The sequence below is a fragment of the Pararhizobium sp. genome (assembly GCF_965279435.1).
GTDB lineage: Bacteria > Pseudomonadota > Alphaproteobacteria > Rhizobiales > Rhizobiaceae > Pararhizobium.
In genome coordinates this window covers 2,548,908-2,574,794 of sequence record NZ_CBDIHY010000003.1, presented here as the reverse complement: position 1 = coordinate 2,574,794, position 25,887 = coordinate 2,548,908, and the positions used below count along the sequence as shown (strand labels likewise).

Annotated in this window: 31 protein-coding genes; 10 read left to right on the top strand and 21 right to left on the bottom strand. The window is 59.7% G+C overall.

Features of this window, described 5'->3' with window-relative positions; all coding sequences use genetic code 11:
• Nucleotides 1–267 precede the first annotated feature (267 nt).
• Nucleotides 268–1,914 carry an ATP-dependent nuclease gene (locus tag ACQY8Q_RS18030; RefSeq protein WP_428427825.1) on the top strand — a complete coding sequence of 549 codons (1,647 nt, stop codon included), beginning with the start codon at nt 268–270 and terminating at the stop codon, nt 1,912–1,914.
• Nucleotides 1,915–2,209: 295 nt separating this feature from the next.
• Here ACQY8Q_RS18030 and ACQY8Q_RS18025 read toward each other — a convergent pair whose 3' ends face one another.
• Complete coding sequence (locus tag ACQY8Q_RS18025) at nt 2,210–3,286, bottom strand: zinc-binding metallopeptidase family protein (protein WP_428427824.1); 1,077 nt, start codon at nt 3,284–3,286, stop codon at nt 2,210–2,212.
• A gap of 58 nt (nt 3,287–3,344) precedes the next feature.
• Here ACQY8Q_RS18025 and ACQY8Q_RS18020 point away from each other — a divergent pair, with 58 nt between their 5' ends.
• Nucleotides 3,345–3,500: a hypothetical protein gene (locus tag ACQY8Q_RS18020; RefSeq protein WP_428427823.1), complete on the top strand. Its 156-nt coding sequence runs from the start codon at nt 3,345–3,347 to the stop codon at nt 3,498–3,500.
• Here the strand turns inward: ACQY8Q_RS18020 and ACQY8Q_RS18015 are convergent.
• Both ACQY8Q_RS18015 and ACQY8Q_RS18010 read right to left on the bottom strand, forming a co-directional pair.
• On the bottom strand, nt 3,497–3,688 hold the full coding sequence (locus tag ACQY8Q_RS18015) for a CsbD family protein (RefSeq protein WP_428427822.1): 192 nt from the start codon (nt 3,686–3,688) through the stop codon (nt 3,497–3,499). The two genes, ACQY8Q_RS18020 and ACQY8Q_RS18015, sit on opposite strands and share 4 nt — an antisense overlap.
• A gap of 117 nt (nt 3,689–3,805) precedes the next feature.
• A complete protein-coding gene (locus ACQY8Q_RS18010; RefSeq protein ID WP_428427821.1) occupies nt 3,806–4,408 on the bottom strand; it encodes a YqgE/AlgH family protein in 603 nt (200 codons plus the stop codon).
• Nucleotides 4,409–4,703: 295 nt separating this feature from the next.
• Here ACQY8Q_RS18010 and ACQY8Q_RS18005 point away from each other — a divergent pair, with 295 nt between their 5' ends.
• Both ACQY8Q_RS18005 and ACQY8Q_RS18000 read left to right on the top strand, forming a co-directional pair.
• Nucleotides 4,704–5,414 carry a protein-disulfide reductase DsbD domain-containing protein gene (locus tag ACQY8Q_RS18005; protein ID WP_428427820.1) on the top strand — a complete coding sequence of 237 codons (711 nt, stop codon included), beginning with the start codon at nt 4,704–4,706 and terminating at the stop codon, nt 5,412–5,414.
• Nucleotides 5,415–5,491: 77 nt separating this feature from the next.
• Entirely contained in the window at nt 5,492–5,977 is a 486-nt protein-coding gene (locus ACQY8Q_RS18000) for a peroxiredoxin (RefSeq protein WP_428427819.1), read from the top strand.
• 24 nt (nt 5,978–6,001) lie between these two features.
• On the opposite strand, the gene ACQY8Q_RS17995 is transcribed toward ACQY8Q_RS18000, so the two are convergent.
• Entirely contained in the window at nt 6,002–6,886 is an 885-nt protein-coding gene (locus ACQY8Q_RS17995; protein WP_428427818.1) for a LysR substrate-binding domain-containing protein, read from the bottom strand.
• A 214-nt stretch (nt 6,887–7,100) separates the two neighbouring features.
• Here ACQY8Q_RS17995 and ACQY8Q_RS17990 point away from each other — a divergent pair, with 214 nt between their 5' ends.
• Nucleotides 7,101–8,441 (top strand): MFS transporter, encoded by a 1,341-nt coding sequence (locus tag ACQY8Q_RS17990; protein WP_428427817.1) that lies wholly within the window; start codon nt 7,101–7,103, stop codon nt 8,439–8,441.
• A gap of 61 nt (nt 8,442–8,502) precedes the next feature.
• Here the strand turns inward: ACQY8Q_RS17990 and ACQY8Q_RS17985 are convergent, their stop codons facing one another.
• Together ACQY8Q_RS17985 and ACQY8Q_RS17980 are read right to left on the bottom strand one after the other, a co-directional pair.
• Nucleotides 8,503–8,982 carry an SRPBCC family protein gene (locus tag ACQY8Q_RS17985; protein WP_428427816.1) on the bottom strand — a complete coding sequence of 160 codons (480 nt, stop codon included), beginning with the start codon at nt 8,980–8,982 and terminating at the stop codon, nt 8,503–8,505.
• 2 nt (nt 8,983–8,984) lie between these two features.
• Complete coding sequence (locus tag ACQY8Q_RS17980) at nt 8,985–9,338, bottom strand: ArsR/SmtB family transcription factor (RefSeq protein WP_428427815.1); 354 nt, start codon at nt 9,336–9,338, stop codon at nt 8,985–8,987.
• Nucleotides 9,339–9,494: 156 nt separating this feature from the next.
• Here ACQY8Q_RS17980 and ACQY8Q_RS17975 point away from each other — a divergent pair, with 156 nt between their 5' ends.
• Nucleotides 9,495–9,791 (top strand): hypothetical protein, encoded by a 297-nt coding sequence (locus ACQY8Q_RS17975; RefSeq protein ID WP_428427814.1) that lies wholly within the window; start codon nt 9,495–9,497, stop codon nt 9,789–9,791.
• A gap of 31 nt (nt 9,792–9,822) precedes the next feature.
• Nucleotides 9,823–10,224 (top strand): VOC family protein, encoded by a 402-nt coding sequence (locus tag ACQY8Q_RS17970; protein ID WP_428427813.1) that lies wholly within the window; start codon nt 9,823–9,825, stop codon nt 10,222–10,224.
• 3 nt (nt 10,225–10,227) lie between these two features.
• On the opposite strand, the gene rnhA is transcribed toward ACQY8Q_RS17970, so the two are convergent.
• From rnhA to coxB, 12 genes are all read right to left on the bottom strand, one after another.
• Complete coding sequence (gene rnhA, locus ACQY8Q_RS17965; RefSeq protein ID WP_428427812.1) at nt 10,228–10,671, bottom strand: ribonuclease HI; 444 nt, start codon at nt 10,669–10,671, stop codon at nt 10,228–10,230.
• On the bottom strand, nt 10,668–11,648 hold the full coding sequence (locus ACQY8Q_RS17960; protein WP_428427811.1) for a homoserine kinase: 981 nt from the start codon (nt 11,646–11,648) through the stop codon (nt 10,668–10,670). The genes rnhA and ACQY8Q_RS17960 overlap by 4 nt, the downstream gene beginning before the upstream one ends.
• A gap of 227 nt (nt 11,649–11,875) precedes the next feature.
• Nucleotides 11,876–12,886 carry a 4-hydroxy-3-methylbut-2-enyl diphosphate reductase gene (gene ispH / locus ACQY8Q_RS17955; RefSeq protein ID WP_428427810.1) on the bottom strand — a complete coding sequence of 337 codons (1,011 nt, stop codon included), beginning with the start codon at nt 12,884–12,886 and terminating at the stop codon, nt 11,876–11,878.
• Between the two features lie 3 nt (nt 12,887–12,889).
• Nucleotides 12,890–13,255 (bottom strand): DUF1304 domain-containing protein, encoded by a 366-nt coding sequence (locus ACQY8Q_RS17950; RefSeq protein WP_428427809.1) that lies wholly within the window; start codon nt 13,253–13,255, stop codon nt 12,890–12,892.
• Between the two features lie 33 nt (nt 13,256–13,288).
• A complete protein-coding gene (locus ACQY8Q_RS17945) occupies nt 13,289–14,059 on the bottom strand; it encodes an SURF1 family protein (protein ID WP_428427808.1) in 771 nt (256 codons plus the stop codon).
• Complete coding sequence (locus tag ACQY8Q_RS17940; RefSeq protein WP_428427807.1) at nt 14,028–14,411, bottom strand: DUF983 domain-containing protein; 384 nt, start codon at nt 14,409–14,411, stop codon at nt 14,028–14,030. The genes ACQY8Q_RS17945 and ACQY8Q_RS17940 overlap by 32 nt, the downstream gene beginning before the upstream one ends.
• A gap of 164 nt (nt 14,412–14,575) precedes the next feature.
• The gene (locus ACQY8Q_RS17935) at nt 14,576–15,454 is read right to left on the bottom strand and encodes a cytochrome c oxidase subunit 3 (RefSeq protein ID WP_428427806.1); all 879 of its coding nucleotides are present in this window, start codon (nt 15,452–15,454) and stop codon (nt 14,576–14,578) included.
• Between the two features lie 65 nt (nt 15,455–15,519).
• On the bottom strand, nt 15,520–16,128 hold the full coding sequence (locus tag ACQY8Q_RS17930; RefSeq protein ID WP_428427805.1) for a cytochrome c oxidase assembly protein: 609 nt from the start codon (nt 16,126–16,128) through the stop codon (nt 15,520–15,522).
• 9 nt (nt 16,129–16,137) lie between these two features.
• Entirely contained in the window at nt 16,138–16,278 is a 141-nt protein-coding gene (locus tag ACQY8Q_RS17925) for a hypothetical protein (RefSeq protein WP_113243049.1), read from the bottom strand.
• A complete protein-coding gene (locus ACQY8Q_RS17920) occupies nt 16,278–17,234 on the bottom strand; it encodes a heme o synthase (protein WP_428427804.1) in 957 nt (318 codons plus the stop codon). Before ACQY8Q_RS17920 ends, ACQY8Q_RS17925 begins: the two co-directional genes overlap by 1 nt.
• A gap of 144 nt (nt 17,235–17,378) precedes the next feature.
• Entirely contained in the window at nt 17,379–19,073 is a 1,695-nt protein-coding gene (ctaD, locus tag ACQY8Q_RS17915; protein WP_428427803.1) for a cytochrome c oxidase subunit I, read from the bottom strand.
• Between the two features lie 35 nt (nt 19,074–19,108).
• A complete protein-coding gene (gene coxB, locus ACQY8Q_RS17910; RefSeq protein WP_428427802.1) occupies nt 19,109–19,993 on the bottom strand; it encodes a cytochrome c oxidase subunit II in 885 nt (294 codons plus the stop codon).
• A 437-nt stretch (nt 19,994–20,430) separates the two neighbouring features.
• On the opposite strand from coxB, the gene ACQY8Q_RS17905 reads away from it, so the two are divergent.
• Nucleotides 20,431–20,970: an invasion associated locus B family protein gene (locus tag ACQY8Q_RS17905; protein WP_060636419.1), complete on the top strand. Its 540-nt coding sequence runs from the start codon at nt 20,431–20,433 to the stop codon at nt 20,968–20,970.
• Nucleotides 20,971–20,975: 5 nt separating this feature from the next.
• On the opposite strand, the gene ACQY8Q_RS17900 is transcribed toward ACQY8Q_RS17905, so the two are convergent.
• Together ACQY8Q_RS17900 and ACQY8Q_RS17895 are read right to left on the bottom strand one after the other, a co-directional pair.
• Entirely contained in the window at nt 20,976–21,299 is a 324-nt protein-coding gene (locus tag ACQY8Q_RS17900) for a type II toxin-antitoxin system PemK/MazF family toxin (RefSeq protein WP_428427801.1), read from the bottom strand.
• A complete protein-coding gene (locus tag ACQY8Q_RS17895; RefSeq protein ID WP_428427800.1) occupies nt 21,296–21,517 on the bottom strand; it encodes an antitoxin MazE family protein in 222 nt (73 codons plus the stop codon). Before ACQY8Q_RS17895 ends, ACQY8Q_RS17900 begins: the two co-directional genes overlap by 4 nt.
• A 144-nt stretch (nt 21,518–21,661) precedes the next feature.
• Here ACQY8Q_RS17895 and tldD point away from each other — a divergent pair, with 144 nt between their 5' ends.
• A complete protein-coding gene (tldD, locus tag ACQY8Q_RS17890) occupies nt 21,662–23,077 on the top strand; it encodes a metalloprotease TldD (protein WP_428427799.1) in 1,416 nt (471 codons plus the stop codon).
• Between the two features lie 77 nt (nt 23,078–23,154).
• Here the strand turns inward: tldD and ACQY8Q_RS17885 are convergent, their stop codons facing one another.
• Nucleotides 23,155–24,417 (bottom strand): serine hydrolase, encoded by a 1,263-nt coding sequence (locus ACQY8Q_RS17885; protein ID WP_428427798.1) that lies wholly within the window; start codon nt 24,415–24,417, stop codon nt 23,155–23,157.
• Between the two features lie 426 nt (nt 24,418–24,843).
• Between ACQY8Q_RS17885 and ACQY8Q_RS17880 the strand changes: the two genes are divergently transcribed.
• Nucleotides 24,844–25,737, top strand: coding sequence for a hypothetical protein (locus tag ACQY8Q_RS17880; RefSeq protein WP_428427797.1), 894 nt, complete (start codon nt 24,844–24,846; stop codon nt 25,735–25,737).
• The last annotated feature ends 150 nt before the right edge of the window (nt 25,738–25,887 follow it).

Below are 25,887 nucleotides of genomic sequence, written 5' to 3'. Positions count from 1 at the left end.
TACTCTTTCGCTCGCACCCAGACGTATGAACCGAGTTTCGTTTCTCTGGCCAACCCGTCCTAGGTGGGACAGCGAAAGTGCGTCTTAACCGATGCGGCAGCAGTTGTTGAGAGTTTCTCAACTCCTGTACGGTCGCCCATAGTCAGCCCGAAGATAGAGAATACAAAAAAACAGGCCTTTGGCCTTGGCTTATCGTTCCGACGCGAGATTTACCTCCGCGGGCAGCTATGCAATTGTAGAGCGAGTCGGAAGCTTGGGGGACGATAGATGCGTCTTGAGTCAATAACTGTAGAAAAGTTTAAGCGGATCGACACCATCGAATTGCCCCTCGCCGACCTTAACATACTTGTTGGATCGAACGGCAGCGGAAAATCGTCAATACTACAAGCGCTGCACCTAGCGTCCTGCTTGATGCGTCAGGCTGACCGAATTCGCGCGGGCTCGACTGTGATGGTCCGTGTGAGCGACCTCGACTACCTTCCGACGGACGAATACTCGCGGCTTGGTCATGGCGCGGACTGGGGTAACCGTTCTAACAGTCCTTCCTCCAAGGTCTTTTTTAAGTTCCGGGCTGACGACGGGGCAGAAGAGACTGCAGAGCTTGAAATGCGGTCGGCGCGAAACGCAGGGATTTCGGTGCAGGGGGAGCTCCCCGAACCAGTTAGAACGCAATTTCGCGGAGTTGAGACTTTCTTCAGCTGCTTTATCCCTGGAATATCTGGCATTCCCAATGTAGAGCAGAAGAACTCCAAGCGAGTAGTGCTCAAGGCCTGCTCGTTCGGCGATTCCAACGTTTACCTTCGTAACGCCTTGGACCTCCTCTCGTCAGAGGATCAGGCTCAAATCGAAGGCTGGCTGGAACCGCTTCTGGGCCAAATCAAGCTGAAGGTGAGATTCGATGAAGCCACCGACTTCGACATTCACGCCGAAACCGAAATAAATGGCTTGGTGATGCCACTCGAGCTACTCGGCACCGGATATCTGCAGTTGATACAGATATTCTGCTATATTCTACTGTTCAAACCGAAAATTCTATTGGTTGACGAGCCAGACATTCATTTGCACCCAAGCGTCCAAGAAAAGTTAGCGCAGAGCCTGCTACAAATCGCTCGTGCTCAGGGTATCAAGATAGTAATGACCACACACTCTCCTTTCATAGTGCGCGGTGCCCCGGCGGACACTAACGTTGTATGGCTAGCGGATGGTCAGAAAAAGACTGATGACCGGGAGGTGGTCGAACTGGCACTAGGATGGGGAGCTTTCGGAAAAAAGGTGATTGTGGTCAGCGAGGACGCTAAGAACGACCTGCTGAAGAAGCTTATCCATCAGTGGCCGGAAATTGAGCGAGCAGTGACCGTGCTTCCGGGCAGGGGCTACAAGCATCTTCTGACCAAAGAGGAGGCTCAGGAACTGAGGGCGTCCTTAGGCAACAAGTTCAAGGTGCTGGTGCACCGGGACCGGGATTCACTGACCGACGACGAGGTCGTCAGCCTGAAGGACTCCTACGCCAGCGACGGCATCCGGCTCTGGCTGACCGACCAGTCCGACCTCGAAGCAGAATTCTGTGATCCGGCGTTCCTCGCGGCCCTGACCGGGCAGCCGATACACACGTGCGAGGCCTGGCTGTCTGAAATCATGAATCAGAATCAAGTGCCGATTAAGGAGCAGTTTGCCTCTCAGCGCGGGGCGCACAATGAGGAGCTGTACAAGGCCGGCGGCAGCCCCCCCAACGACGATGTATGGGTCGCTTTCCAAGCCCGTCCCCTCAAGGGCGCCAAAGGCAAATTCATCTTCAACCAATTGAAGAACAAGGTTCCGGCGAACGCTTTTTCCGGGGTCACGGTCGAGTCCTTTGCCGCTTATCCCGAACGCGCGAACAGCCTTAAGGCTAACCTGGAAGACCTGCTCGCATAGTATCCCTACACCAAACGCCCACGCTGACGGCCGCTTGCCCAAAGAGTAAGCTGAGAAACTGCGCCTGCGATTGATTGCGAAACTGGCGCTGGTATCAATCGGTGGTGCACTTTAACTCCACAGCTGCCGCGTTCCATTGGTCCATTCCGCTCCCAAAGCAGTCCTTAGTCAGACCGAATTATTGTCCGCTACGGGCGCAAAGCAGCCGACAGCAATACCTTACGTGCGGCTGGCCGCATCCGCGAAGTAAAATCGGCATCTTTCGGCCGCTGCTCAACGAAGCCGTGACCACGCACTACTGCCCGTACACCGCCCCCGCCCGCCTGATCAGCCGATTGATGAAATCGAGTTTTTGCACCACCGGCGGCGAAAGCACGAAGGGGTAGCTGTCGGGCTGGCCCATGCTGCGCTGAATGCTGTTCAGCGCGACGCTGAGGGGCACCCAGGCATCGAGGAGCGTTTGCGCGTCCACCGCCCGGTAGGGATCGAAATCGACTTCGGCGGCCATTTCCTCGTGGCGGCGCGGCTCGGTCGTCAGGCCGAACGCGCGGGCGGTTTCCAGCGTATCGACGATGTGGAAGAAATGCGCCCAGCATTCGGCGAAATCCTCGGCCGGATGGGCGCTGGCGTAGGTGCTGATGAACCTCTCCTGCCAGTCGGCTGGTGGCCCCTGTTCATAGTTGCGTTTCAGAGCCTCGGCATAATCCTCGCGCTCGTCGCCGAACAGCGCCCGGGCTTCATGAAGCGTCTGGTCGTCGCGCAACAGTTGCGCCCAGTAGAAATGGCCGACCTCATGGCGGAAATGACCGAGCAGCGTCCGATAGGGCTCATTCATCGACACCCGCACGCTTTCGCGGGTTGCGTCATTGGCCTCGGCCGCCCGAAGGCTGATCAGGCCATCCTCGTGGCCGGTCATAGCCGGGACGATATTGCCGTTGGCATCGACCTCATCGGCAAGGAAATCGAAGACGAGGCCGCCCTGCGGATCGGCATCGCGGCCGGGGCGCGGCAGGTTCCAGCGCAGCAGGGAATAGAACAGGTGACGCTGGGCCTGGCCGATCTTCTGCCAGCGCGCCAAACCTTCCGGATTGTCGGTCACCGGCACAATGCGGTTATAGCGGCAGGCCTGGCAATAGATGTGGTCGTCGTTGGTCGAAATCAGCCAGTTGCAGATGTCAAACGCCGCGTTGGCGCAGAAGCGGACATCCGCCACCTGACGCGACGACGCCTGCCAGAGATTATCACCTGCAGGCGTCAAACCCTGTATTGCCATCGCCTCGGGGAGAAAACCGAGCTGCGATCCGCAATTGATGCAGACGCGATTGTCGAAGTGAACGGGATTACCGCAATTGCCGCACTCATAAAGTCTCATGGCCCGCCCGCTCTGTCTCGATGTAGGGGATGCTGGCGCAGCGGATGCCGGCCATGACATGGTTTCATTCACAGAGAAATGCCCGCCGGCACAAGGCGCAGCGGGCATCGGCGCTGAAATCGTCCATCCAGTTGAACCCGTCAGGACAGTCGATCCGCGCACTTCGGAGCCGCCGGAACCTCTCTTCAAGAAGTCCGGCGGCAAGCCGGATTAGAGGCGATCAACAGTGCCCTTGACGGCATCCTTGGCCTTGCCAGTGGCGGTCTGGACCTTGCCCTTGACTTCCTGGCCCTTGCCTTCGGCCTGCAGCTTTTCGCTGCCGGTTGCCTTGCCGGCGGCCTGCTTGACCTTGCCTGCTGCCTGATTGGCGGCGCCGGAAATCTTGTCGGAAGTGCTACCCATGATCAGTCTCCTTGAGAGGTTGAGGGCAGGAACGGATCGTCCTGTCCTTGCGACTGGAAAACGGAGAGCGGCTGAAATTGTTCCGGCATAAGACAACAAAGTCAAAAATAGATTTGCTTATGCGTGACCCGCATCGACCGACAGCATCGCCGGGGCAACACCCATCAGTGCCAGCGCCCGGTCGTATTTGTCGCCGAGGTCGCGATCGAAGATCAGTTCTTCGCTGGCCGGGCAATTCAGCCAGCCGTTGTTGGCAATCTCGTTTTCGAGCTGTCCGGCACCCCAGCCGGCATAGCCGAGCATCATCATCGCCTTTTCAGGCCCCTCGCCGCGCGAGATGGCCCGCACGATATCGAGCGTTGCCGTCAGGCAGATGTCATCGTTGACGGGAATGCTGGACTGGCTGAGGTAATCGTCGGAATGCAGAACAAAGCCGCGCCCGGTTTCAACCGGGCCGCCGGTCTGGATCTGGAAATCGCGGGTAACGCCGGGCAACCTGATTGCCTGGTCCTGATCGATGATGCGCAAATGCAGAAGCACGTCCGGGAATGTCAGTTGCTGCGGCCGGTTGAGCACGAAACCCATGGCGCCATCGGCCGAATGGGCGCAGACGAAAATGACCGTGCGGGCAAAATTGCTGTCGAACATGCCGGGCATGGCGATCAGGAACTGACCATCCAACACGCCGCGTTCGCGTTTTTTCTGAAACGTTGCCATCATGGTCTTAGCCTATCAACTCAGGTTCAAATGAAAAGCGTTTCCACCCTGGTCTTTTGTCTGGACGATTTCCATCGGTCCTTTGAGGTCGTGCCATCAAGATAAAATGATCGCGAGAGGAAAGCCGGCATCTTTCAAGCCTGCCCCAAAACCGATAAGCCTCAGCTTCATGAAACATCATCGCCTGTTAGAGAATGTGCCTCATTTGGCTGCGCTGGCAACCCTTTCAGCGTATTTTTTTATTGCCCCTGCCGCTCATGCCGCGCAGAGCCAATGGGTACAGTCGGAGGGCGGCGCGGTGCGGATCGTCGCTGACAGGCCCGAGCCGGACGGCACGATCCCGGCCATTCTCGACATCCGGCTGAAGCCCGGCTGGAAGACCTATTGGATCGATCCCGGCGCCAGCGGGATTCCGCCGCAGATCACACTTGACCCGCAGGACGGCGTCTCCTTTTCCGGATTGCGCTTTCCGGCACCCAAAGCCTTTCACGACGGCATTGCAAGCTATACCGGCTACGACCATTCGGTGGCATTTCCGCTGTCCCTGAAGCGTGAAAAAACCGGAGATCTCGACCTGAAGATCTCGGTTTTTCTCGGCGTGTGCAAGGATATCTGCATTCCGGTGCAGGCCGATCTCCACCTTTCGCTGCCGGACGGGCTTGCCGAAAACCCGCTCGACCGGGCGCGGATCGACGATGCCGTTGCGGCGCTGCCAATGCAGCCGTCCGACACGTTCAAGGTGACGGCCGCCTCCTTCGATACAGCCGGAAAACGCCTGCATCTGTCGCTGATAACACCGATTGCGGCAATGCCTCCGGAACTGTTCCTGTCCGGCCCTCCCGGCTACAGTTTCGGCAAGCCGGAAAATGTCAGGGCGGACAACGGCAAGGTCACGGCTGAAATCCCCGTGCGCGTTCCGGCAAAGGGCGGCGCACTGAAAAGCGGCTCGGTGGTACTGGTCGCCCGCGCTGGCGAACAGAGCATCGAAACCCCGCTTGCCTTTGACTGAACCGAATCTATATTCCCATCCGACGCCACGGAGCCATCGCGCTCCATCTTCCCGAACAGACTTTTAGGAGTGAGACCGTGACCATTTCCGTCGGAGACAAGCTGCCTGCCGCCACATTCAAGGAAAAGACCGCCGATGGCCCGGTCGAAATCACCACCGAGCAACTGTTTGCCGGCAAGAAGGTCGTGCTCTTCGCCGTTCCCGGCGCCTTCACGCCGACCTGCTCGCTCAACCACCTGCCGGGTTACCTCGAAAACCGCGACGCGATCCTTGCCCGCGGCATCGACGATATCGCCGTCGTTGCGGTTAACGATCTGCACGTGATGGGCGCCTGGGCGACCGCATCCGGCGGCATGGGCAAGATCCACTTCCTGTCCGACTGGAACGCCGCCTTCACCAAGGCGCTCGGCATGGATATCGACCTGTCCGCCGGCACGCTCGGACTGCGTTCGAAGCGCTATTCGATGCTGGTGGAAGACGGCGTGGTGAAGACGCTCAATGTCGAGGAAAGCCCGGGCCAGGCGACTGTTTCAGCTGCTGCGGCGATGCTTGAGCAGATCTGAGACGAACAGGCGCTGCCCAGCCGTTTAATTGTCCGGCCGGGCGCGCATCTGTTGCATTAGCCAGCGTTCCAAAGCCAAGGCGTCCGGCCTCCCGGCCAGATGCGGCGCAATCCACAGCACCAACCGGCGTGGCCCGGGACGGAAGCCGAAGGGAGCAACGAGCCTCCCCGAGGCAAGCTGATCAAGTACCAGCATTTGCGGCACGGTCGCAACACCCAGCCCGCAGGCAGCAGCATGGATCAGCAGATAGAAATGATCGAAGCTCGATCGCGGCTCAAGCAGCAGATCCGTTTGTCCGGCGACAACCTGCCAGTCGTGCCAGGCCTGCGGCCGGGTGCGAGTAGAAAGAAGCAGTGCAGCCTCCAGATCCTTCGGCTGTGAAAGCTGCACCTGCGCCAGATATTCCGGTGAACAAACCGGCCCGATGGCCTCGCCACCCAGCTCCCGGATCACTGCATCAGCGGGTGGCTCGATGATGCTGGAGCGGATCGCCAACCCGATCTTGTCGCGCATGAAATCGATCCGGTCGTAGTTCATATTGAACTGCAATTCGATCTGCGGATGGCGTTCGTGGAACTGGCCGATGCGCGGAATGATCCAGCCCATCATGATTGACGACGAGCAGGATAGCGTCAGCGGCCCCGGCCGCACACGTTCGACGCTCGCCTGGATCAGCGAAAAGGCGCTCGCCAACCCTTCAGCGAGACGTGTACCCTCCGGGGTGGGTTCCGTCGACCGCGCCTTCCTATTGACCAGCAGGACGCCCAGCGTTTCTTCCAGCGACTTGATATGCCGGCTGACGGCGCCGTGGGTGACGAAGAGCTCATCGGCGGCGAGCGTCATCGACCGATGCCGGGCTGTGGCCTCGAAGGCTTTGAGGGCGTTCAACGATGGCAGCGTCTTGTTCACAATCAGACCCCCGGCAAGCTGTGACTTTTTCTCACGCGACCGCGAGATTAAATCGATTGCCGGTAACCTATACATTCCTTTAGGACTTGCGGCAATTTGAAGGCGCATGCGTATCGAGGACGGGTCATGGAAAGGGACATGGGCTTTCGACTCTGTCATCAGCGCTGAGAGACGGTTCTGCTGGAGAAACATTGCAACCAAGAGAGGAGCCCTTATGCATTCCAAAACCCAGGAAATGTCACAAGTCGAACGTTCGGCCATCGCCAAGGTGTCGATACGGCTGGTGCCGTTCATCGCCTTGATGTTCTTCATCAACTTCCTCGATCGGACGGCGATTTCCTTTGCCGGCCCGAATGGCATGACGGCAGACCTTGCGCTTACGGCCGCCCAGTTCGGCTTTGCCGCCGGCGTCTTCTTCTTCGGCTATATCGTTCTCGAAATCCCCAGCAATCTTGCGCTTCACAAATACGGCGCCCGGCGCTGGCTTGCCCGCATCATGGTCACCTGGGGCATCGTGGCGCTTCTCTTCACATGGGTCAGCAGTGCGACGGAACTCTATGTCCTGCGTTTTCTGCTCGGCGTTGCCGAAGCAGGCTTCTTCCCCGGAGCAATCCTCTTTCTCAGCATGTGGGTGCCTGCCCGCCATCGCAACAAGATCCTGGCGCTGTTCTACCTGGCCCAACCCCTGACAACCGTGATCGGTGCACCGCTCGCGGCCATGCTCATCCAAGCGCATGGCGCTTTCGGGCTTGAGGGCTGGCGGATCATGTTCTTCGGCGTGGCGATCCCCGCCATCGTCGTCGGCATCGTCGCCTGGTTCTATCTCGTCGACCGGCCGGATGACGCCAAATGGCTGACACAGGATGAAAAGAACTGGTTGAACAGGGAACTGGCCAGCGAGGACCGGGCAAAGACCGCTGCCCATGGCCGTATGACACGCCTCGCCTTCACCGACGGCCGCGTCTGGTTGCTGTCTGTCATCTATTTCGGCTTGATCTACGGTCTCTACGCGCTCGCCTTCTTCCTTCCGACAATCATCGCTGGTTTCGAGGCGAAATTCGGCACCAAGTTTGACGTGTTCGACAAGGGCCTGATCACCGCCATTCCGTATCTTCCGGCAGCAGTAGCGCTGTTCTTCTGGAGCCGCGATGCCTCCAAGCGCGGCGTCAAGGCGTGGCATATCGGCATCCCGGCGCTGACCGGCGCGGTCAGCATCCCGATCGCGCTTTATATGGGCTCACCAGAGGCGACCATTCTGGTCATCACCGTCACGGCTTGCTCGATCTTTGCAGCACTGCCGAACTTCTGGGCGATCCCCTCGCGCTTCCTGACCGGCCCAGCGGCCGCCGCTGGCATCGCCCTGATCAACACGATCGGCAATATTGCGGGCTTTGCGGCTCCCTACATCACCGGTCTCGTCAAGGATTCGACCGGCGTCTACGAACTGCCAATGTTCATCGTCGGCGGCCTGCTCCTACTGTCGGCGATCCTCGCCTTTTCGCTCAGTGGCCGCTTTCAGGAACCTGTCGCTACCGCCACGGCTGCAGCGAGATAGCCTCATACAGCGATGAAACAGCCCGCGTGACCGGAAGGCATGCGGGCTGTTGCGTTCAAGCCTATTGCACGCGCTGTTCCACCAGCCTTGCAAGCTGACCGATGACCGTGCCCCAGCCGTCGTAGAAACCCGCCTCCTCGTGGATGTTCCGGTCGGCGTTGCTCTTGTGCATGACATGGGCGTGATAGTCGGTGCCCTGCGGATGATCCCTTAGCGTAAGGATGGCTGTCATGAAAGGCTGTTCGGCTGGCCGCCAGCCGCCGGTCAGGGCATTGGTGAAGACGATCTTTTCGCCATCCTCGACGGCAAGGAAGCAGGCGGAGAGATGCGGCTGGAACGCGCCGCCGTTTTCGCTGATCTGCGTGGTGAAGGCGCCACCGGGGCGCAGCTCCATCGCGACGACCTTGCATCTGGCCGGCTCCGGGATCCACCATTGCTCAAAGCGCGACGGATCTGTCCAGGCGCTCCAGACCAGCGATCGCGGCGCCTTGATGATACGGGAAATCGTCAGGTCGAGTTCGGGATTGGGTGATGCGGTCATTTTCAATCTCCTTTTGCCTGCGCCTTGGCTGCCTGTGCCTTGGTAACGAATTTTTCCAGCCTGTCGGTGCGGCCTTCCCAGAGCGAGCGCTGCGCTGACAGCCATGCGTCGACAGCGGCGAACTGCTGCTTCTCGAGGACGCAGGTCCGGACCCGCCCTTGTTTGCGGGTCTGGATCAGGCCGCTGCCTTCGAGAAAATGAATGTGCTTCATGAACGACGGCAGGGCCATGTCGAATGGCTCCGCAAGGTCGCTGATACTGGCAGGCCCGCTGCCCAGCCGCGCCAGGACGGCGCGACGGGTGGGGTCTGCAAGCGCCTGGAAAATTCCGTTGAGCTGCACTGAATACTGATCCATAAGGCTAAGTATCACCACCGGACAGTTAGCGCAAGAGCTAAGTGTTTCGACGCAGTCCCATCCACGTTCTTGACTTGAGCGGACATCCTGTCAGGCTGGGAGTGCCGCAGCTTGCGGCTTACTTTCTGCATCCGATCCAGCATTCGGGAGATCACGATGAAGACGTTTCTGGGTATTGTTGTCGCTGCCGCTGCCATCACGGTCGCCGGACAGGCGGCGGCCAAAATTCCGCTGGTCAATGCCACCTGCCCCGGCAACATCGAGGTTCACGCCGATCAGGGCGGGCCGATCTACATCAATGGCAAGGAAGGCAAGCTCAAGGTCTTCAACGAGAACTACTACGAAGCCAAGGGCGGCGGCGTCACCATCTCGCTCACCATCAATCCCGATGGCACTGCCGATGTCAGCTATACCGGAAAGGGCGGCGCCAATGGTGTCTGTACCGTAAAATAATGTGCGAACGCCGACGCCGTCCAGAGGTATCATGAACCAGAGCATCGCCCTGATCGCCCTCGTCGTTGCCGACTATGACGACGCGATCGATTTCTATGTCAACACGCTCGGCTTCGTGCTGGTCGAGGATAGCTACCAGCCGGAACAGGACAAGCGCTGGGTCGTCGTCAGGCCGCCCGGCGACGGCGGCACGTCGCTGCTTCTGGCACGCGCGTCTTCCGAGCATCAGGAAACATTTGTCGGCAACCAGGCCGGCGGCCGGGTCTTCCTGTTTCTGCAGACCGATGATTTCTGGCGCGATCATGCGAAGATGGTCGCGAGCGGCATTCGCTTTACCCGCGAACCAAAAGAGGCCCCCTACGGCATCGTCGCCGTGTTCGAGGACCTCTATGGCAACCTTTGGGATCTGGTTCAGTTCACCGACGGACGGTAAACATCACCGCTTCTTCTTGAACGGCTCCATGCCCTTGCGGGCCAGTTCGTCGGCGCGTTCGTTTTCCGGGTGGCCGGCATGGCCCTTGACCCAATGCCAGGTGACCTTGTGGCTCTGGTTGGCGACGTCGAGCGCCTGCCAGAGTTCGCCATTCTTCACCGGCTTCTTGTCGGCGGTCTTCCAGCCATTCTTCTTCCAGCCATGAATCCATTTCGAGATGCCGTCCATGACGTATTTGCTGTCGGTATAGAGATCGACCTCGCATGGGGTTTTCAAGCTCGTAAGCGCAGAAATCGCGGCCAGCAGTTCCATGCGGTTATTGGTGGTTTCCGCTTCACCGCCGCACAGGTCCTTTTCGGTTTCGCCATAGCGCAGCACAGCGCCCCAGCCGCCCGGACCCGGATTTCCGGAGCAGGCGCCGTCGGTGAAGATATCGACATGTTTCATGCGGGTATTGTCTCGTGGGTCAGGCCGTATTCGGCAGCAGTTGCGATGGAACAGTGAAATTGCAGCTTCTTCAGATATTCGAGCGGATCTTTCTTGACCACCAATGCGCCAGCCGGCGTCATCAGCCAGTCGTAGAGCCGGGTCAGGAAGAAGCGCAGGGCCGAGCCGCGGGCAAGCAGCGGCAAGGCCTCGATCTCGGCTGCGGTCAGCGGCCGCACGCTCTGATAGCCTGCCAGCAGCGCCATGCCCTTGGTGATGTTATAGGCGCCGTCCTTTTCGAAGCACCAGGCGTTCAGGCAGACGGAGACGTCATAGGCGAGCAGGTCGTTGCAGGCGAAATAGAAGTCGATCAGCCCGGACAGGCCGTCTCCGAGGAAGAAGACGTTGTCTGGAAAGAGATCGGCATGGATGACACCTTCCGGCAGATCCTTCGGCCAGTTGGCTTCGAGGAAATCCAGCTCGGCGGCAATCTCGGTCTGCAGCCCCGGCTGCACCTCGTCGGCGCGGTCGCGCGAATTGTTCCAGAGCGGCCGCCAGCCACCGACCGACAGTGCGTTGGGGCGGCGGATCTCGAAATCCTCGCCTGCCACATGCATGGCGGCGAGCGCCTTGCCGACTTCGCGGCAATGGCTGGCATCGGGCTTGCGCAGCCACATGCCCTCCAGAAATGAAATCACGGCAGCCGGACGGCCGGACAGATGGCCGAGCAGTTCGCCATCGGCGCGCGGCAAGGGCAGCGGGCAGGACAGCCCCTTGCCGGCAAGATGGTGCATCAGCCCGAGGAAAAACGGCAGGTCGTTCTGGTCCACCCGCTTTTCGTAAAGCGTCAGGATGTAGGCGCCCTTGGTGGTGTGCAGCAGGAAATTGGTGTTTTCGACACCTTCGGCGATGCCCTTGTACGATGTCAGGGTGCCAACGTCGTACTGCTTCAGGAAGCCATTGAGATCGTCTTCGGTGATGTCGGTGTAAACTGCCAAGGTCGGATCTCGTGTTTTGAGCGGAGGCGGATGGTCTGAGGTCGAGGAGGCCTACCCCCCTCTGTCACTATCGTGACATCTCCCCCTCAAGGGGGGAGATCATTCTTTTTCCTTACAGGCTTTCCGGTAAGGCGGGCAAAAGCTTGCGGTCAATCTCCCCCCTTGAGGGGGAGATGTCCCGGAGGGACAGAGGGAGTACCCTCGGCAGAACGAGAACAGTGAAACCGTTACTCCCCATTCACAAACGCCATATCCTGCGCCGTTAGCGGCACGTGGCGAAGCTCGCGATTGACGAGGAAGTTTTCGGTTTCCTCGACCGTATCGGCAAGCTCCACAGCAGCTTCGTAGCGTTCGCGAAAAGCCTCGATGATCTCGTTGACGATGACTTCCGGTGCCGACGCGCCTGCCGACAGGCCGACTGTAGAGATATCGGCAAAGTCATCCCAGTCGATTTCCGACGCGCGCTGGACAAGCACCGATTTTTTCGCACCGGCCCGCAGCGCCACTTCGACCAGGCGCTTGGAGTTCGACGAATTCGGCGCACCAACGATGATGAAATGGTCGCAGCCGGGGGCCGCCTGCTTTACGGCTTCCTGGCGGTTGGTCGTGGCATAGCAGATCGAATCGGCAGCAGGTGCCGTAAGATTGGGAAAGCGTTCGTGCAGCCGCTTGATGACGCCGGCAGTATCATCAACGGACAGCGTCGTCTGGGTGACGAAACCCAGGTTTTCCGTATCCGGCGGCATATAGATTTCGGCGTCCTCAACCGTTTCCACCAGCGACACCGCGCCTTCGGGAAGCTGGCCCATCGTGCCGATCACCTCCGGGTGTCCGGCATGGCCGATCAGCACCACATGGCGGCCGAGCTTCTGGTGGCGCATGGCCTGCTTGTGGACTTTGGAGACCAGCGGGCATGTGGCGTCGAGGTAAAAGAGATTGCGCTCCGTCGCATCGGCGGGCACAGATTTCGGCACACCATGGGCGGAGAACACCACCGGCTGCTTGCGGTGCTCCGGCGGGATTTCATCGAGCTCCTCGACGAAGATCGCGCCCTTGGCCTCAAGTCCTTCGACGACGTAGCGATTGTGAACGATCTCGTGGCGGACATAGACCGGCGCGCCGTATTCCTTCAGCGCCAGAACGACGATCTGGATTGCCCGGTCAACGCCGGCGCAAAAACCGCGCGGGCCGCAAAGGCGCAGGGTAATCGGTGTCTTTGCTGGAAGGGACGTCGCCATTGATCAGAATGCCAGTAAGGTGAACACGAGGGCAAGAATTGCCGGGCCGCCCTGCACAAGCAGGATGCGCGGCTTGACCGACCATGCGCCATATATAGCGGCAACGATTACGCACACAAGGAAGAACAGCTTCAACTGCACGGCAAATTCCGGCGGTGAAGCGATCAGCGACCAGACAAGGCCGGCTGCAAGAAAGCCGTTATAAAGACCCTGATTGGCCGCCAGAACCCTGGTCGCTTCCGCTTGTTCCGGCGTCATCCGAAAGACTTTTCGGCCCTGCGGCCCGGTCCAGAGGAACATTTCAAGCACCAGAAAACCGGCATGCAGGAGAGCCGTCAGGGCGATCAGGATAGTTGCAAGAATGGCCATTCGATTCTCCCCGGCGGCGATACTGCGCCGACCTTATGTCTTCCGCCGGAAGATGAAAATGCCGCTGATGACAACCAGTGCTCCGGCAAGCCCATACCAGGTCAGCGCATATTGCAGATGGCTGTTGGGCAGGTCGAACTGGGTGACGCCGCCGATCGGCATGCCACCCTCATGCGGCGTTGCGTCTGCATCGATGAAGAACGGCACGACCTTGGCCGGGTCGAGGCCGACGCTCGACGCCATGACATCGAGGTCTTTCCAGTAAAAAATGTTCTTGGCGATATCATTGTCTGGCACCGCCCAGGACGGTTTCTCCAACAGCTTGGCCCGGGAAAGCCCAGTGACGGTCTGCTCGCCAGTCAGCTGGCCCTGCTTGCGCATTTCAGGCTCTTTGGCCTCGAAGGTAACGAAGCCGCGATTGACGAGCACGATCTGGCTGTTGGCCAGTTGCAGCGGCGTGTAGACGTAATAGCCGGTGCGGCCACCGAAGGTGGCAAAGAAATGCCGTTCCTTGTTGTTGAGATAGGTGCCGGTGATGCGCACGGTGCGATAATCGACGTCCTCGCCGGCCTTGGCCAAAGCCTCGATTGCCGAGAGGTCGGCAGGCGGTGCTGCGCGGCGCTCGGCAATCGAGGCGAGAAGCCCCTCCTTCCAGGCAAGCCGCTCCATCTGCCATGTGCCAAGCGCCAGGAGGATCGCCAGCGCCACCAGAACCACAATGATGCCAATGATGCGGCTGGCGAGCCCGCCGCTTTTCTTCTCCGATACGGTATCAGCCACGATCGATCTCGCCTTGATGTGCATTGTTGCGGAATTGCAGCGTGATCAGGATGCCCTTGAGCATGCGCATGAGGACCAGGCTGAAGACGATGGCGAGCGGTATCCACAAAAGGAAATGCACCCAGAGCGGCGGATTGATATTGACCTCCATCCAGAGTGCGGCCCCGACAACGATGAAACCGACGATCAGGATGACAAAGACCACCGGACCATCGCCGGCATCGGCAAATGAATAATCCAGGCCGCAGCTGGCACAGGCAGGCTTCATCGTCAGGAAGCCGTCAAACAGCTTGCCCTCGCCGCATCGCGGGCAAAGCCCCCTGATCCCGGCCTTGACCGGCTCGACCGGCGGGAAATGTGCGCTGTCTTCGTTCATACCGTCTTCGTTCCTTCTTGCGCTGCTGCTTCATAAACCATTCGCACCAGCAACGATATATCGGCCCCCGCGACGTATAGGCCTATCAACGCGCTGTCACACGAGCAAAGAAAAAGGCGGGCGCTCATGCACCCGCCTTTAAAATTCTTCATTTCAGAAATCGATCACATATGAGCGATCGGAGCACCCCAGCCGCCCCAGATATAGATCGAGAAGAACAGGAACAGCCAGACCACGTCGACGAAGTGCCAGTACCAGGCGGCAGCTTCGAAGCCGAAATGCTGCTTCGGGGTAAAGTCGCCCTTCAGCGCGCGGATCAGGCAGATCGCCAGGAAGATCGTGCCGACCAGAACGTGGAAACCATGGAAACCGGTCGCCATGAAGAAGGTCGCGCCGTAGATCGAATCCTTGAAGGCGAACGGTGCGTGGATGTATTCGTAGACTTGAACGTAGGAGAACAGGGCGCCGAGCAGCACGGTCAGTGTCAGACCGCTGATCAGGCCCTTGCGGTCGCCGTGCAGCAGTGCGTGGTGCGCCCAGGTGACCGTCGTGCCGGACAGCAGCAGGATGACGGTGTTGTAGAGCGGCAGGTGCCAAGGATCGAGAACCTCGATGCCCTTCGGCGGCCATACACCGCCGGTGAAGACCGTGCGCGTTGCCTGGATGGCTTCGCCCGGGTACAGGCTGGCATCAAAATAGGCCCAGAACCAGGCAACGAAGAACATCACTTCCGAAGCGATGAACATGATCATACCGTAGCGCAAGTGCAGCGACACGACGCGGGTGTGGTGGCCCTCATGCGCTTCCTTGATGGTGTCCGACCACCAGCCGTACATCGTGTAGAGAACGACGGCGAGACCGATGAAGAAGAACCACGGGTGCGCCCAGTCGAGACCGAACAGGTGCAGCGTGCCGCCCGACAGGTATCGCATATAGCCGACACCGCCGAAGGCCATGACGAAGGCGCCGATCGAGGCGATCAGTGGCCAGGGGCTCGGATCGATGATGTGGTAGTCGTGATTTTTCTGATGCGCATCGGCCATGTGGACTATCCCCGAAAAGTCTTTCTCATGTCGTCATTTCCGGCATAGCCGAAAACTGTGATCTGTCAAAGTTTGTTGTCAGTTTCGCCAGGCTTTACCGTCAGCGCCGCAACCGGCTTTGACGGCTCGCGTGCGTAGAACGTGTAGGACAGCGTCAGCGTGTTGATCCCCTTGGTCTCAACCGCCTTGACGATTTCCGGGTCGACGAAGAACACCACCGGCATCTTCAAGTCTTCGCCCGGCTGCAGCGTCGTTTCTGTAAAGCAGAAGCACTCGACCTTGTTGAAATAGGCCCCGGCCGCCATCGGCGTCACGTTGAAGACCGCCTGACCGGTCGTCGCCTTTTTCGCCATGTTGGTTGCTTCGAACTCAATCTGCACGGTTTCGCCGATCTTCAGTTCGATCTCGCGCTGCACCGGCTTGAAGCTCCAAGGCAGGTCGGATGCGATATTGGCATCGAACGTTACCTTGATCTTCTTGTCGAGGATGACCTCAGAGGCCTGCTCGACGCGCTTGGTCGTGCCGTTATAGCCGGTCACCCTGCAGAACATGTCGTAGAGCGGAACGGCCGCATAGGCCATGCCTGTCATACCGACGACGAAGGCGATGCAGGAACCGACGATGACGCCGTTTGCCCGTTCCTTCTTCTGCTCTGGAGCTTTGATCGGTGCCATGATCGTTCCTTACTGAACCATGCCGTTGCTGAACTTGATCAGCGTGACGACATAGAAAATGGCAACGAGGCCGAAGAGCACGATGCCGAGCGCGATATTGCGGCCGCGGCGCGACTTCTTCTGGGCGTCCGTGAGTGTCACGAGTTCCATCAAGCAACCTTTCCTGCAGTAAGCCACAGCGTGGTAATCAGGTGATCGACCATCAGCGCGGAGAAGATCGCGAAGAGATAGACGATCGAAAATGCAAACAGCTTCTTGGCCGGTACCATCTTCTCGTCACCCTCGGGCATGCGGTGCACGCCGATCGAGTACCAGATGAAACCCAGACCAAGCGCGGCAGCGAAAACGCCGTAACCGATGCTCGAAAAGCCGAGGATGGTCGGCACGACGCCGATGATTGCCGTCAAGACGGCGTAGATGACGATCTGCGTCTTGGTGGTCGCTTCGCCCGAAACATTCGGCAGCATCGGCACGCCGACGGCGCCGTAATCGCGCATCTTGAACAGAGCCAGCGCCCAGAAATGGGCCGGCGTCCAGAGGAACGTGATGAGGAACAGCACGATGCTCTCTATGGCGATGCCATTGGTGACACAGGCCCAGCCGATCATTGGCGGGAAGGCACCGGCAGCCCCGCCGATGACGATGTTCTGCGGCGTCGAGCGCTTCAGCCACATCGTGTAGATCACCACGTAGAAGAAAATCGTAAACGCAAGCAGACCGGCCGACAGCCAGTTGACGACGATGCCGAGAATGCAGACGGAGAACGCCGACAGCGTCAGGCCGAAAGACAGCGCCTCGTTCGGCATGATCTTGCCAGCCGGGATCGGGCGCTTGGCCGTGCGCGTCATGATCGCGTCGATATCCGCGTCGTACCACATGTTGAGGGCACCGGAAGCTCCAGCACCCACGGCGATACAGAGTATCGCAATGAAACCGATGAATGGATTGATGTGCCCGGGTGCCATCACCATGCCGGCGAGGCCCGTAAACACCACCAGCGACATGACGCGCGGCTTCAGCAGCTCGAAGTAATCGCGCGCAGAGGCTTCAGAGAGACGAACGCCGCCTTCCGTGCCGATCGCTTCGTGATTGTCGATAACCTGCATGTCCAGTCCTTGGATTTGTCCGGCGCATCCATGGCGCCGTGTTGCCGGGCGTTCCCGGCTTTGAGAGAAGCCGCTATTCGAGCGGCTTCGGCCCTGCGTTGAACGAAGCCGCCGTTTCCGGCGGCTTCGGATTGCGTGCGGCGCTTACTTGATGCGCGGCAGCTGTTCCCACTGGTGGAACGGCGGCGGCGAAGTCAGCTGCCATTCGAGCGTGTTTGCACCCTCGCCCCATGGGTTGTTACCGGCAACGCGCTTCTTGGAGAAGGCTTCGAAGACGCCGAACAGGAAGATCAGCACGGCGAAGGCCGAGATGTACGAACCGTAGGACGACACGGCATTCCAGCCTGCATAGGCATCCGGATAGTCGATGTAACGGCGCGGCATGCCAGCAAGGCCAAGGAAATGCTGCGGGAAGAACACCAGGTTCACACCGATGAACATGACCCAGAAGTGCAGCTTACCGATGAATTCCGAATACATGTAGCCGGTCATCTTCGGGAACCAGTAGTACCAGCCGGCGAAGATCGCGAACACGGCGCCGAGCGACAGAACGTAGTGGAAGTGGGCAACCACGTAGTAGGTGTCGTGCAGCGAGCGGTCGAGGCCGGCATTGGCGAGCTGAACACCGGTGACGCCGCCAACGGTGAACAGGAAGATGAAGCCGATCGCCCAGACCATCGGCGTGGTGAAGCGGATCGAACCGCCCCACATCGTCGCAATCCAGGAGAAGATCTTCACACCGGTCGGAACCGCGATGACCATCGTCGCGAAGACGAAGTAGCGCTGCGTGTCGAGTGACATGCCAACGGTGTACATGTGGTGCGCCCAGACGATGAAGCCGACGGCGCCGATGGCGACCATGGCATAGGCCATGCCGAGGTAACCGAAGATCGGTTTGCGCGAGAAGGTCGAGACGATGTGGCTGACGATGCCGAAGCCGGGCAGGATCAGGATGTACACTTCCGGGTGACCGAAGAACCAGAACAGGTGCTGGAACAGGATCGGGTCGCCGCCGCCTTCAGGTGCAAAGAAGGACGTGCCGAAGTTGCGGTCGGTGAGCAGCATGGTGATGCCGCCTGCCAGAACCGGCAGCGAGAGAAGCAACAGGAACGCAGTGATCAGCACCGACCACGCAAACAGCGGCATCTTGTGCAGCGTCATGCCCGGAGCGCGCATATTGAGGATCGTGGTGATGAAGTTGATCGCACCGAGGATCGACGAGGCACCGGCAATGTGCAGGCCAAGGATCACGAGATCCATGGAAGGCCCTGGTGTTCCGGCCGTCGACAGAGGCGGATAGATCGTCCAGCCACCCCCGGAACCATAACCACCGGCCGGGCCTTCGACGAACATCGACAGAAGTACGAGCAGGAAGGCCGGGATGATCAGCCAGAAGGAAATGTTGTTCATGCGCGGGAACGCCATGTCCGGCGCACCGATCATGATCGGAACCATCCAGTTGGCAAAGCCGCCGATCAAAGCCGGCATGACCATGAAGAAGATCATGATCAAGGCATGGGCAGTGGTGAAGACGTTGAACATCTGCTTGCCGCCATCGATGGCAGCGTCGCCCTCGAAGCCGTAAACCATGGAGGCCAGACCGTGGAAGATCTGGATACCCGGTTCCTGCAGCTCGGCGCGCATGAAGACCGACAGCGTGCCGCCGATGATGCCCGCGAAAATCGCGAAGATCAGGTACAGCGTGCCGATGTCCTTGTGGTTGGTCGAGAGAAACCAGCGCTGAAAGAAAGTCAGCGGCTTGTGGGCGTGATCATGGTCGTGCCCGTGATCGTGGGCATGGTCATGAAGGTGGTCGTTTTGCGCGGTTTTTCCGGCCATTGGGTCGAGCTCCCCTTCGAATTCTGTAGGGCGAATTACTGTGCGGCGTTTTCAGCGACGTCTACGGTCTTAGCCGCGCCGTCGATGGAAGCCATGAGTGCCTTGTTCGCATTGCCAACATTGGTGGCGGCAGCAGCAAGCCAAGTGTTGTACTTGTCTTCGCTGACGACGCGGATGGCGATCGGCATATAGGCATGGTCCTTGCCGCAGAGCTCGGAACACTGGCCGTAGTAGAGACCTTCGCGCTCAGCCTTGAACCAAGTTTCGTTGAGACGGCCAGGAACCGCGTCGATCTTCACGCCAAAGGCCGGCATGGCGAAGGCGTGAATAACGTCGGCTGCAGTCACCAGAACGCGGACAGTCTTGCCGACGGGAACGACGACTTCGTTATCGACGGCGAGAAGCCGCGGATATTCGTGCTTGTCTTCCTTGCCGAGCGAGGCGCGGTCTTCTTCCTTCATCATCAGGCTGTCGAAGGAGAGCGGCGTTTCGCCGACTTCATATTCGTAGGACCAGTACCACTGGTTGCCTGTCGCCTTCAGCGTGATGTCCGGATTTTCCGGCGGCGTCAGCTGCGCGGTCAGAAGCTGGAAGGACGGGATCGCCAGAAACAAAAGGACGACGACCGGGCCAAGCGTCCAGACGATTTCAATTGCCGTGTTGTGGCTGGTCTTGGACGGGACCGGGTTCTTGCTTTCGCGGTACCGGAACACGATCCACATCAGCAGCGCCAGGACAAAAAGCGTGATCGGAATGATGAACCAGAGCGTGTAATGCTCGAACCATGTAATTTCTTCCATGATTCCGGTTGCTGCGGTCTGAAAGTTGGTCTGCCATGCGACCGGCTTGTCAGCCAAAGCATTCGAAGCAAAGAGCAGACAGGCAGTCGATGCCAAAACTGCAAAAGCCTTGTTTTTCACTATAGTGTCTCCCTGGGCGCTTGATCAGGATCAAACCGTAACGCAGAATCCTTAGCCATACTGAAGCGCTTCAAACCACAGTTTGATGAACGCCGCAACATCTGTCCATTCAAGCCCATGCGGCATTTTGCGCAAACGACGCTTTTCACACAAACTGTTAAGGCCCTGCGGGCCTTACGGATACCGGCAGCGCGAAAAGCGGCGCTGCCGGTATCCGGTATTTCACGCCACTCTCCCCGCCCCTATACCATATATAATGCAGGCCCGGCACTCCACCGGCGGTGTCTTACAGCATGGATTAACGCCGGCCTGACGTTTTCAGCCTGTTCAGGAGCCCCATTTCCGCCACACCGGGCTGGAATGTACCGCGCGGGGCTTTTCATTTGCGGCTACGCGCTTCAAGAATAGCCAGACTGATTCTTAAGTTTGAGGTTTACATGGGCCTGTCCCTCCTTTCCCGGCTGCCGATCGCGGCGTTCGGACTTGCTGCCACACTCTTTTCCTATACGGCAGCAGCCCAACAGCCCGGAGCACAACAGCCAGGTACACCCGGTACCGTGAAATCCAACCATGGCGCATGGTCGATCGTCTGCGACCAGCCGGCGGGCGCAACTGCAGAGCAGTGCGCTCTGATGCAGAACGTTATTGCCGAAGACCGGCCTGAAGTCGGCCTCTCGGTCGTTGTCCTGAAAACGGCGGACCGTAAAGCGAAGATTCTCCGCGTTCTGGCCCCGCTCGGCGTGCTTCTGCCGAACGGCCTTGGCCTCAACGTCGATGGCAAGGATATCGGCCGCGCCTACTTCGTCCGCTGCTTCTCCGACGGCTGCTATGCCGAAGTGGTTCTGGAAGACGAACTGTTGAAAACCTTCCGGTCCGGCGCGCAAGCGACCTTCATCGTCTTCCAGTCTCCGGAAGAAGGTATTGGCATTCCGGTCGACCTGAAGGGCTTTGGCGAAGGCTACGACGCACTCCCGTAAGGCATTCAGGCAAATCCGAGGAATACCGCCAGTAGGCGGTTTACCGAAACCATCGTTTCCGCGTTGAGTTGACCGAACGGCGCTCCGATTTTGTCCCTGCGCATCGTCATGACCTTGTCCACCATGATCTGTGATGGCTTGCGCAAGCCGTTTTCGTCATCCGGCTGGACGGTTATGCGTAAAAGTGGCGCGTCCTGAAGTGTTCCCGAAACGAGCAGTACGGTCGCTGTCGGTGCCTGGTCGAAGAGATCGGATTGAATGATCAGCGCGGGACGCGGCTTACCGAAATCCCCTGGCAAAGCGATGGTGACGAGATCACCCCGCTTCATTCATCGACCTCACTGATATCGGCAAAAGCGGCATCCATGAAGCCCGCCAGGTCGTCATCTGTGGCCTCGGCCCGCGCAATGATCAGGGATTGGCGCCGGCACTCGGCTGCAAAACCTGCCTTTCGGGAATCCGGCACCCAAATCTGCAATGGACGAAGACCGGCCGCCCGCATGGCGTCCCTTCGCTGCTGAACACGCTCGTTCAAAGCCTTTGCCATCTGCGTCAGCTCCTATTCGTTACATGTAACATAATCTCCAGAACCGGCCTGTCAATAATAACACCAGACCGCAAACTCAAAACTTGCGGCCATAGTGACGCGTCTCTACATGAGAATAAACAGACACATTCCGGAGCTTCGCCCATGAACACCGATCTCATCAAACTGTTCGACAGCGACGAGGCTGCCATTCGCGAGGTTCTGGCGCAGACATTGGCAGGCGCCGATGACGGTGAGCTGTTTATCGAACACAGCCAGTCGGAATCGCTGTCCTTCGACAATGGCCGCCTGAAGGGTGGCAGCTTCAACACCGACCAGGGGTTTGGCCTGCGGGCGGTTGCCGGTGAAGCGGTCGGCTATGCGCATGCGGGCGATCTGTCGCTTTCCGCGCTTAAGCGGGCGGCCGATGCGGTCGGCGCCGTCACACGCGGCTATTCCGGCACGTATGCCGCCGCTCCGCAGCGCACCAACAAGAAACTCTATGGCGACGAGAACCCGATCGGCGAACCGAGCTTCGAGGCCAAGGTTTCGCTGTTGCAGGAGATCGACGCCTATCTGCGCGCCAAGGATCCGAAAGTCCGCCAAGTGACTGCCTCGATCGCCGCCAGCTGGCAGGTGATCGATATCCTGCGCGCCGATGGCGAGCGCATGCACGATATCCGGCCGATGACGCGTCTCAACATCTCCGTTGTGGTTGGCGAAGGCGACCGGCAGGAAGCCGGGTCCTACGGTGTCGGCGGCCGTCGCGGCTTTGGCGATTTCGTCGCTGTCGACAACTGGCAGCGCGGTGCTGACGAGGCCCTGCGCCAGGCATTGGTCAATCTCGGAGCCATCGACGCACCGGCCGGCACCATGGACGTGGTGCTGTCCTCCGGCTGGCCGGGCGTCATGCTGCATGAGGCGGTCGGGCACGGGCTGGAAGGCGACTTCAACCGCAAGAAGACGTCGGCCTTTGCCGGGCTGCTCGGTCAACAGGTTGCGGCTAAGGGCGTGACCGTTGTCGATGACGGCACGATCGAAAGCCGCCGCGGTTCGCTCACCATCGATGACGAGGGAACACCATCCGCCTATAACGTGCTGATCGACGACGGCAAGCTGGTCGGCTACATGCAAGACCGTCAGAATGCCCGGCTGATGGGCATGAAGGCGACCGGCAACGGGCGGCGCGAATCCTACGCGCATGTGCCGATGCCGCGCATGACCAACACCTATATGCTCGGCGGCGACAAGAGCCCGGAAGAGATCATCGCCTCGGTCAAGAAGGGCATCTATGCCGTCTCGTTCGGCGGCGGCCAGGTGGATATCACTTCGGGTAAATTCGTCTTCGGCTGCACCGAGGCTTACCTGATCGACAACGGCAAGATCGGTGCACCGGTCAAGGGCGCGATGCTGATCGGCAACGGACCGGATGCGATGCAGCGGATCACCATGATCGGCAACGACATGAAGCTCGATACCGGCATGGGCAATTGCGGCAAGGGCGGCCAATGGGTGCCCGTCGGCGTCGGCCAGCCGCATCTGCGCATGAACGACACAACCGTCGGCGGCACGCAGGCCTGATTGGTTTTGGAAACAACCTGTTTTTTGAGACCCGGCAGCGATAAGCGCCGGGTGCCTGACTTGAGATGCCCCTTTCCTCAGCCGCGCGCCGGCAGCAGCATGCAGTCGTAGGAGTGCCGCTTCAGCCAGTCGCAGGCGGCATCGGCCTCGTCGCGGCTGTCGAACCCAACGAACCGGGCGCGGTAGATGGTGCCGGCACCGTTCCCGACAGCTTCCGTATAGGGAGAAGCTGATTTCAGCGTATGGCCCGCAACCGACCGTGCCTGCGCCAGCAGCGCTCGTGCTGCCTCCTGCGTCGGTGCCGCCGAAATCTGGATCTGCCAGGCGCCCGCGGGTAGGATGTCTGCGGTATTCTCAAGCTCGTCCATGACAGCCGGACGCTCGGCCGGGATTGTCGCCTGCGACGACGCGATCAAGGCAGCAACCGCATCGCCGCGCTGTCGTTTGGGCGCAGCAAAGGGCAATGGGACATCGGACGCGCCAAGCGCTGCCACCTCGACAGTGCCACGGGTCTTGGCTGCAGCCACCAGCGCGCTGTTGCCCCCGTTTGAGGCCTTGCGCAGATGGCGGTCCAGAAGGGCAGCCATCTTGTCGTCGCGGCTTCGCGCGGTGCGGCCGCCAAGCACGACGCCGACCACCCGCCGATTACCGTCTCTGACAGCGCTAACGAGGTTGAAGCCCGAGGCGTTGGTATAGCCGGTCTTGATCCCGTCCATGCCGTCATAGCGATACATCAGGTTGTTGTGGCCGCGAACCTTGCGGCCGCGAAAGACGAAGCTCTGGGTGGCAAACAGTTTGTACTCCCGGGGAAAGTCGCGCATTAGCGCGATCGCCAGTGTCGACATGTCGCGTGCCGTGGTTACCTGGGCACCGGCGGGCAAGCCGGAGGCGTTGATGAAGACGGTTCGGCTCATGCCCAGCTGGCGCGCTTTCCGTGTCATTGCCTTGGCGAAATTGGCTTCCGTGCCCCCGAGCTTCTCCGCCATGGCGGCGGCGGCGTCATTGCCCGAGCGCACGATCATGCCGAGAACCGCCTCGCGCACGGTCAGCTTCATTCCGGCCTTGAGCCCCAGCCGCATCGGCGGCTTGGCCGCCGCGCTCTTCGACACCTTGATCGTGCTGTCCCAGTGGATAGTGCCGCGATGAAGAGCCTCGAAAGTGAGGTAGAGCGACATCATCTTGGTCAGCGAGGCCGGATGATTGAGTGTGTCGGGATTTTCCGCCGACAGCACCTTGCCTGTGCGCGCATCAAGAATGATCGCGGCACTGCCGGCCCAAGCCATAGCCGGTCCGAGGGCGAAGGTGAGCACCGCCAAAAGCAGGCAACGGAAGGTCATCATGTCGGTCCCCATGCGATGGCACCCGGAAGGGCGCGCGAACTTGCATCATTTCGCAACAGAGCCGTGTCTTTGCTGCAACTTTGCGGCGGATTGTGTTTATACGCGACGACTTTTGCCGCAGTGGTAAACGAAGATTTAACATTGCGGCCGTTCGGCAGGGCAAAGGCAGCGGCATACCGGACTGCAGAGCAGCATCCGGGCCGACCGGCATTTTTGCCCAAATAACGCGACCTTGCGCGACGTTCATTCGTCACGGAACCAAAATCCCTTACCTGCGTTTACCGGACACGCCGCATAACTGCTTGAAAATGCGGCCCGTTCATTGCAAGGGAGTTACATCATGGGACGCGGAATTCTGCTCTGGCTGCTGGGGGTTCCGATCCCCATTATCATCCTTCTCGCCCTCTTCTTCCGATAGGTGGCGCGATGACAATCCCGGTTTCAACGGTACCAGCCGGTACCACCATCGAATCATCGGATTCCGCCGTCAGCTGGGGTGCAATCATCGCTGGTGCCGTGGCTGCGGCGGCAATCACGGTTGTTCTGTCCCTGCTCGGCTCCGGTATCGGCCTGAGCATGGCCTCCCCTTTTTCCTCGCAAGGCGCGTCTCTGACGACCTTTGCCATTACCACGGCGATCTGGCTGATCATTGTGCAATGGGCGTCTGCCGGTTTCGGCGGCTATATCGCTGGCCGCCTGAGGACGAAATGGACTGGGGTCAACCGTGACGAAGTGTTCTTCCGCGATACCGCACACGGCGTTCTCGCCTGGGCGCTTGCAACGTTGATCGTCGCCGGTGCACTCGGTTCGGCCGTATCAGCCACAGTTGGTGCCGGTGTCCAGGCAACTGCAACCGTGACAGCCGGTGCAACAGCGGCGGGTGCTGCGGCAGCGTCTTCGGATGCGGGTAGCAACGCAACATCCTACTTTGTCGATAGCCTGCTGCGGCCAACCACACCCTCGACCGCTCCTGCCGGTACCGCTGCCGATGATACGGCAGGCCAGGTCTCGCGCATCCTTCTTACCAGCGCTACGAATGGCGAAATGTCAGCTGGTGACCGCACCTATCTCGACCAGCTCGTCGCCTCCAGGACGGGCCTGTCGGAAGCGGATGCCAAGGCCCGTGTCGATGGCGTTTTGAAAAGCGTCGACGATGCCAAGGTTGCGGCAACGCAAGCGGCTGAGACAGCACGCAAGACCAGCGCGTCTATCGCCCTGTTCGGCGCCCTGTCGTTGCTGATCGGTGGTTTTGTCGCCGCTGTTGGCGCAGCCCTTGGTGGCCGCCAGCGTGATGAAGTCGACGGCGTACTGGCCCGTTAACAGCATGCAGTGACTGAAACTGGCGAAGGCGGATCGTGAAAGCGGCCCGCCTTCTTCGTTTTTCAACCACCCTGCCAATCTCCCCTTCAGCCGGCGTTAACGCCGCAGCAGCTAATGTCGCGTCGGATATTGCGCTGGGGGATAATCTTG

What these genes read in the sequence shown, in the direction of transcription:
- ACQY8Q_RS18030 (WP_428427825.1), top strand. Translation starts at nt 268, where the DNA reads ATGCGTCTTGAGTCAATAACTGTAGAAAAGTTTAAGCGGATCGACACC.
- ACQY8Q_RS18025 (WP_428427824.1), bottom strand. Translation starts at nt 3,286, where the DNA reads ATGAGACTTTATGAGTGCGGCAATTGCGGTAATCCCGTTCACTTCGAC.
- ACQY8Q_RS18020 (WP_428427823.1), top strand. Translation starts at nt 3,345, where the DNA reads ATGGTTTCATTCACAGAGAAATGCCCGCCGGCACAAGGCGCAGCGGGC.
- ACQY8Q_RS18015 (WP_428427822.1), bottom strand. Translation starts at nt 3,688, where the DNA reads ATGGGTAGCACTTCCGACAAGATTTCCGGCGCCGCCAATCAGGCAGCA.
- ACQY8Q_RS18010 (WP_428427821.1), bottom strand. Translation starts at nt 4,408, where the DNA reads ATGATGGCAACGTTTCAGAAAAAACGCGAACGCGGCGTGTTGGATGGT.
- ACQY8Q_RS17990 (WP_428427817.1), top strand. Translation starts at nt 7,101, where the DNA reads ATGCATTCCAAAACCCAGGAAATGTCACAAGTCGAACGTTCGGCCATC.
- ACQY8Q_RS17985 (WP_428427816.1), bottom strand. Translation starts at nt 8,982, where the DNA reads ATGACCGCATCACCCAATCCCGAACTCGACCTGACGATTTCCCGTATC.
- ACQY8Q_RS17980 (WP_428427815.1), bottom strand. Translation starts at nt 9,338, where the DNA reads ATGGATCAGTATTCAGTGCAGCTCAACGGAATTTTCCAGGCGCTTGCA.
- ACQY8Q_RS17975 (WP_428427814.1), top strand. Translation starts at nt 9,495, where the DNA reads ATGAAGACGTTTCTGGGTATTGTTGTCGCTGCCGCTGCCATCACGGTC.
- ACQY8Q_RS17970 (WP_428427813.1), top strand. Translation starts at nt 9,823, where the DNA reads ATGAACCAGAGCATCGCCCTGATCGCCCTCGTCGTTGCCGACTATGAC.
- rnhA (WP_428427812.1), bottom strand. Translation starts at nt 10,671, where the DNA reads ATGAAACATGTCGATATCTTCACCGACGGCGCCTGCTCCGGAAATCCG.
- ispH (WP_428427810.1), bottom strand. Translation starts at nt 12,886, where the DNA reads ATGGCGACGTCCCTTCCAGCAAAGACACCGATTACCCTGCGCCTTTGC.
- ACQY8Q_RS17950 (WP_428427809.1), bottom strand. Translation starts at nt 13,255, where the DNA reads ATGGCCATTCTTGCAACTATCCTGATCGCCCTGACGGCTCTCCTGCAT.
- ACQY8Q_RS17945 (WP_428427808.1), bottom strand. Translation starts at nt 14,059, where the DNA reads ATGCACATCAAGGCGAGATCGATCGTGGCTGATACCGTATCGGAGAAG.
- ACQY8Q_RS17940 (WP_428427807.1), bottom strand. Translation starts at nt 14,411, where the DNA reads ATGAACGAAGACAGCGCACATTTCCCGCCGGTCGAGCCGGTCAAGGCC.
- ACQY8Q_RS17935 (WP_428427806.1), bottom strand. Translation starts at nt 15,454, where the DNA reads ATGGCCGATGCGCATCAGAAAAATCACGACTACCACATCATCGATCCG.
- ACQY8Q_RS17930 (WP_428427805.1), bottom strand. Translation starts at nt 16,128, where the DNA reads ATGGCACCGATCAAAGCTCCAGAGCAGAAGAAGGAACGGGCAAACGGC.
- ACQY8Q_RS17925 (WP_113243049.1), bottom strand. Translation starts at nt 16,278, where the DNA reads ATGGAACTCGTGACACTCACGGACGCCCAGAAGAAGTCGCGCCGCGGC.
- ACQY8Q_RS17920 (WP_428427804.1), bottom strand. Translation starts at nt 17,234, where the DNA reads ATGCAGGTTATCGACAATCACGAAGCGATCGGCACGGAAGGCGGCGTT.
- ctaD (WP_428427803.1), bottom strand. Translation starts at nt 19,073, where the DNA reads ATGGCCGGAAAAACCGCGCAAAACGACCACCTTCATGACCATGCCCAC.
- ACQY8Q_RS17905 (WP_060636419.1), top strand. Translation starts at nt 20,431, where the DNA reads ATGGGCCTGTCCCTCCTTTCCCGGCTGCCGATCGCGGCGTTCGGACTT.
- ACQY8Q_RS17900 (WP_428427801.1), bottom strand. Translation starts at nt 21,299, where the DNA reads ATGAAGCGGGGTGATCTCGTCACCATCGCTTTGCCAGGGGATTTCGGT.
- ACQY8Q_RS17895 (WP_428427800.1), bottom strand. Translation starts at nt 21,517, where the DNA reads ATGGCAAAGGCTTTGAACGAGCGTGTTCAGCAGCGAAGGGACGCCATG.
- tldD (WP_428427799.1), top strand. Translation starts at nt 21,662, where the DNA reads ATGAACACCGATCTCATCAAACTGTTCGACAGCGACGAGGCTGCCATT.
- ACQY8Q_RS17885 (WP_428427798.1), bottom strand. Translation starts at nt 24,417, where the DNA reads ATGATGACCTTCCGTTGCCTGCTTTTGGCGGTGCTCACCTTCGCCCTC.
- ACQY8Q_RS17880 (WP_428427797.1), top strand. Translation starts at nt 24,844, where the DNA reads ATGACAATCCCGGTTTCAACGGTACCAGCCGGTACCACCATCGAATCA.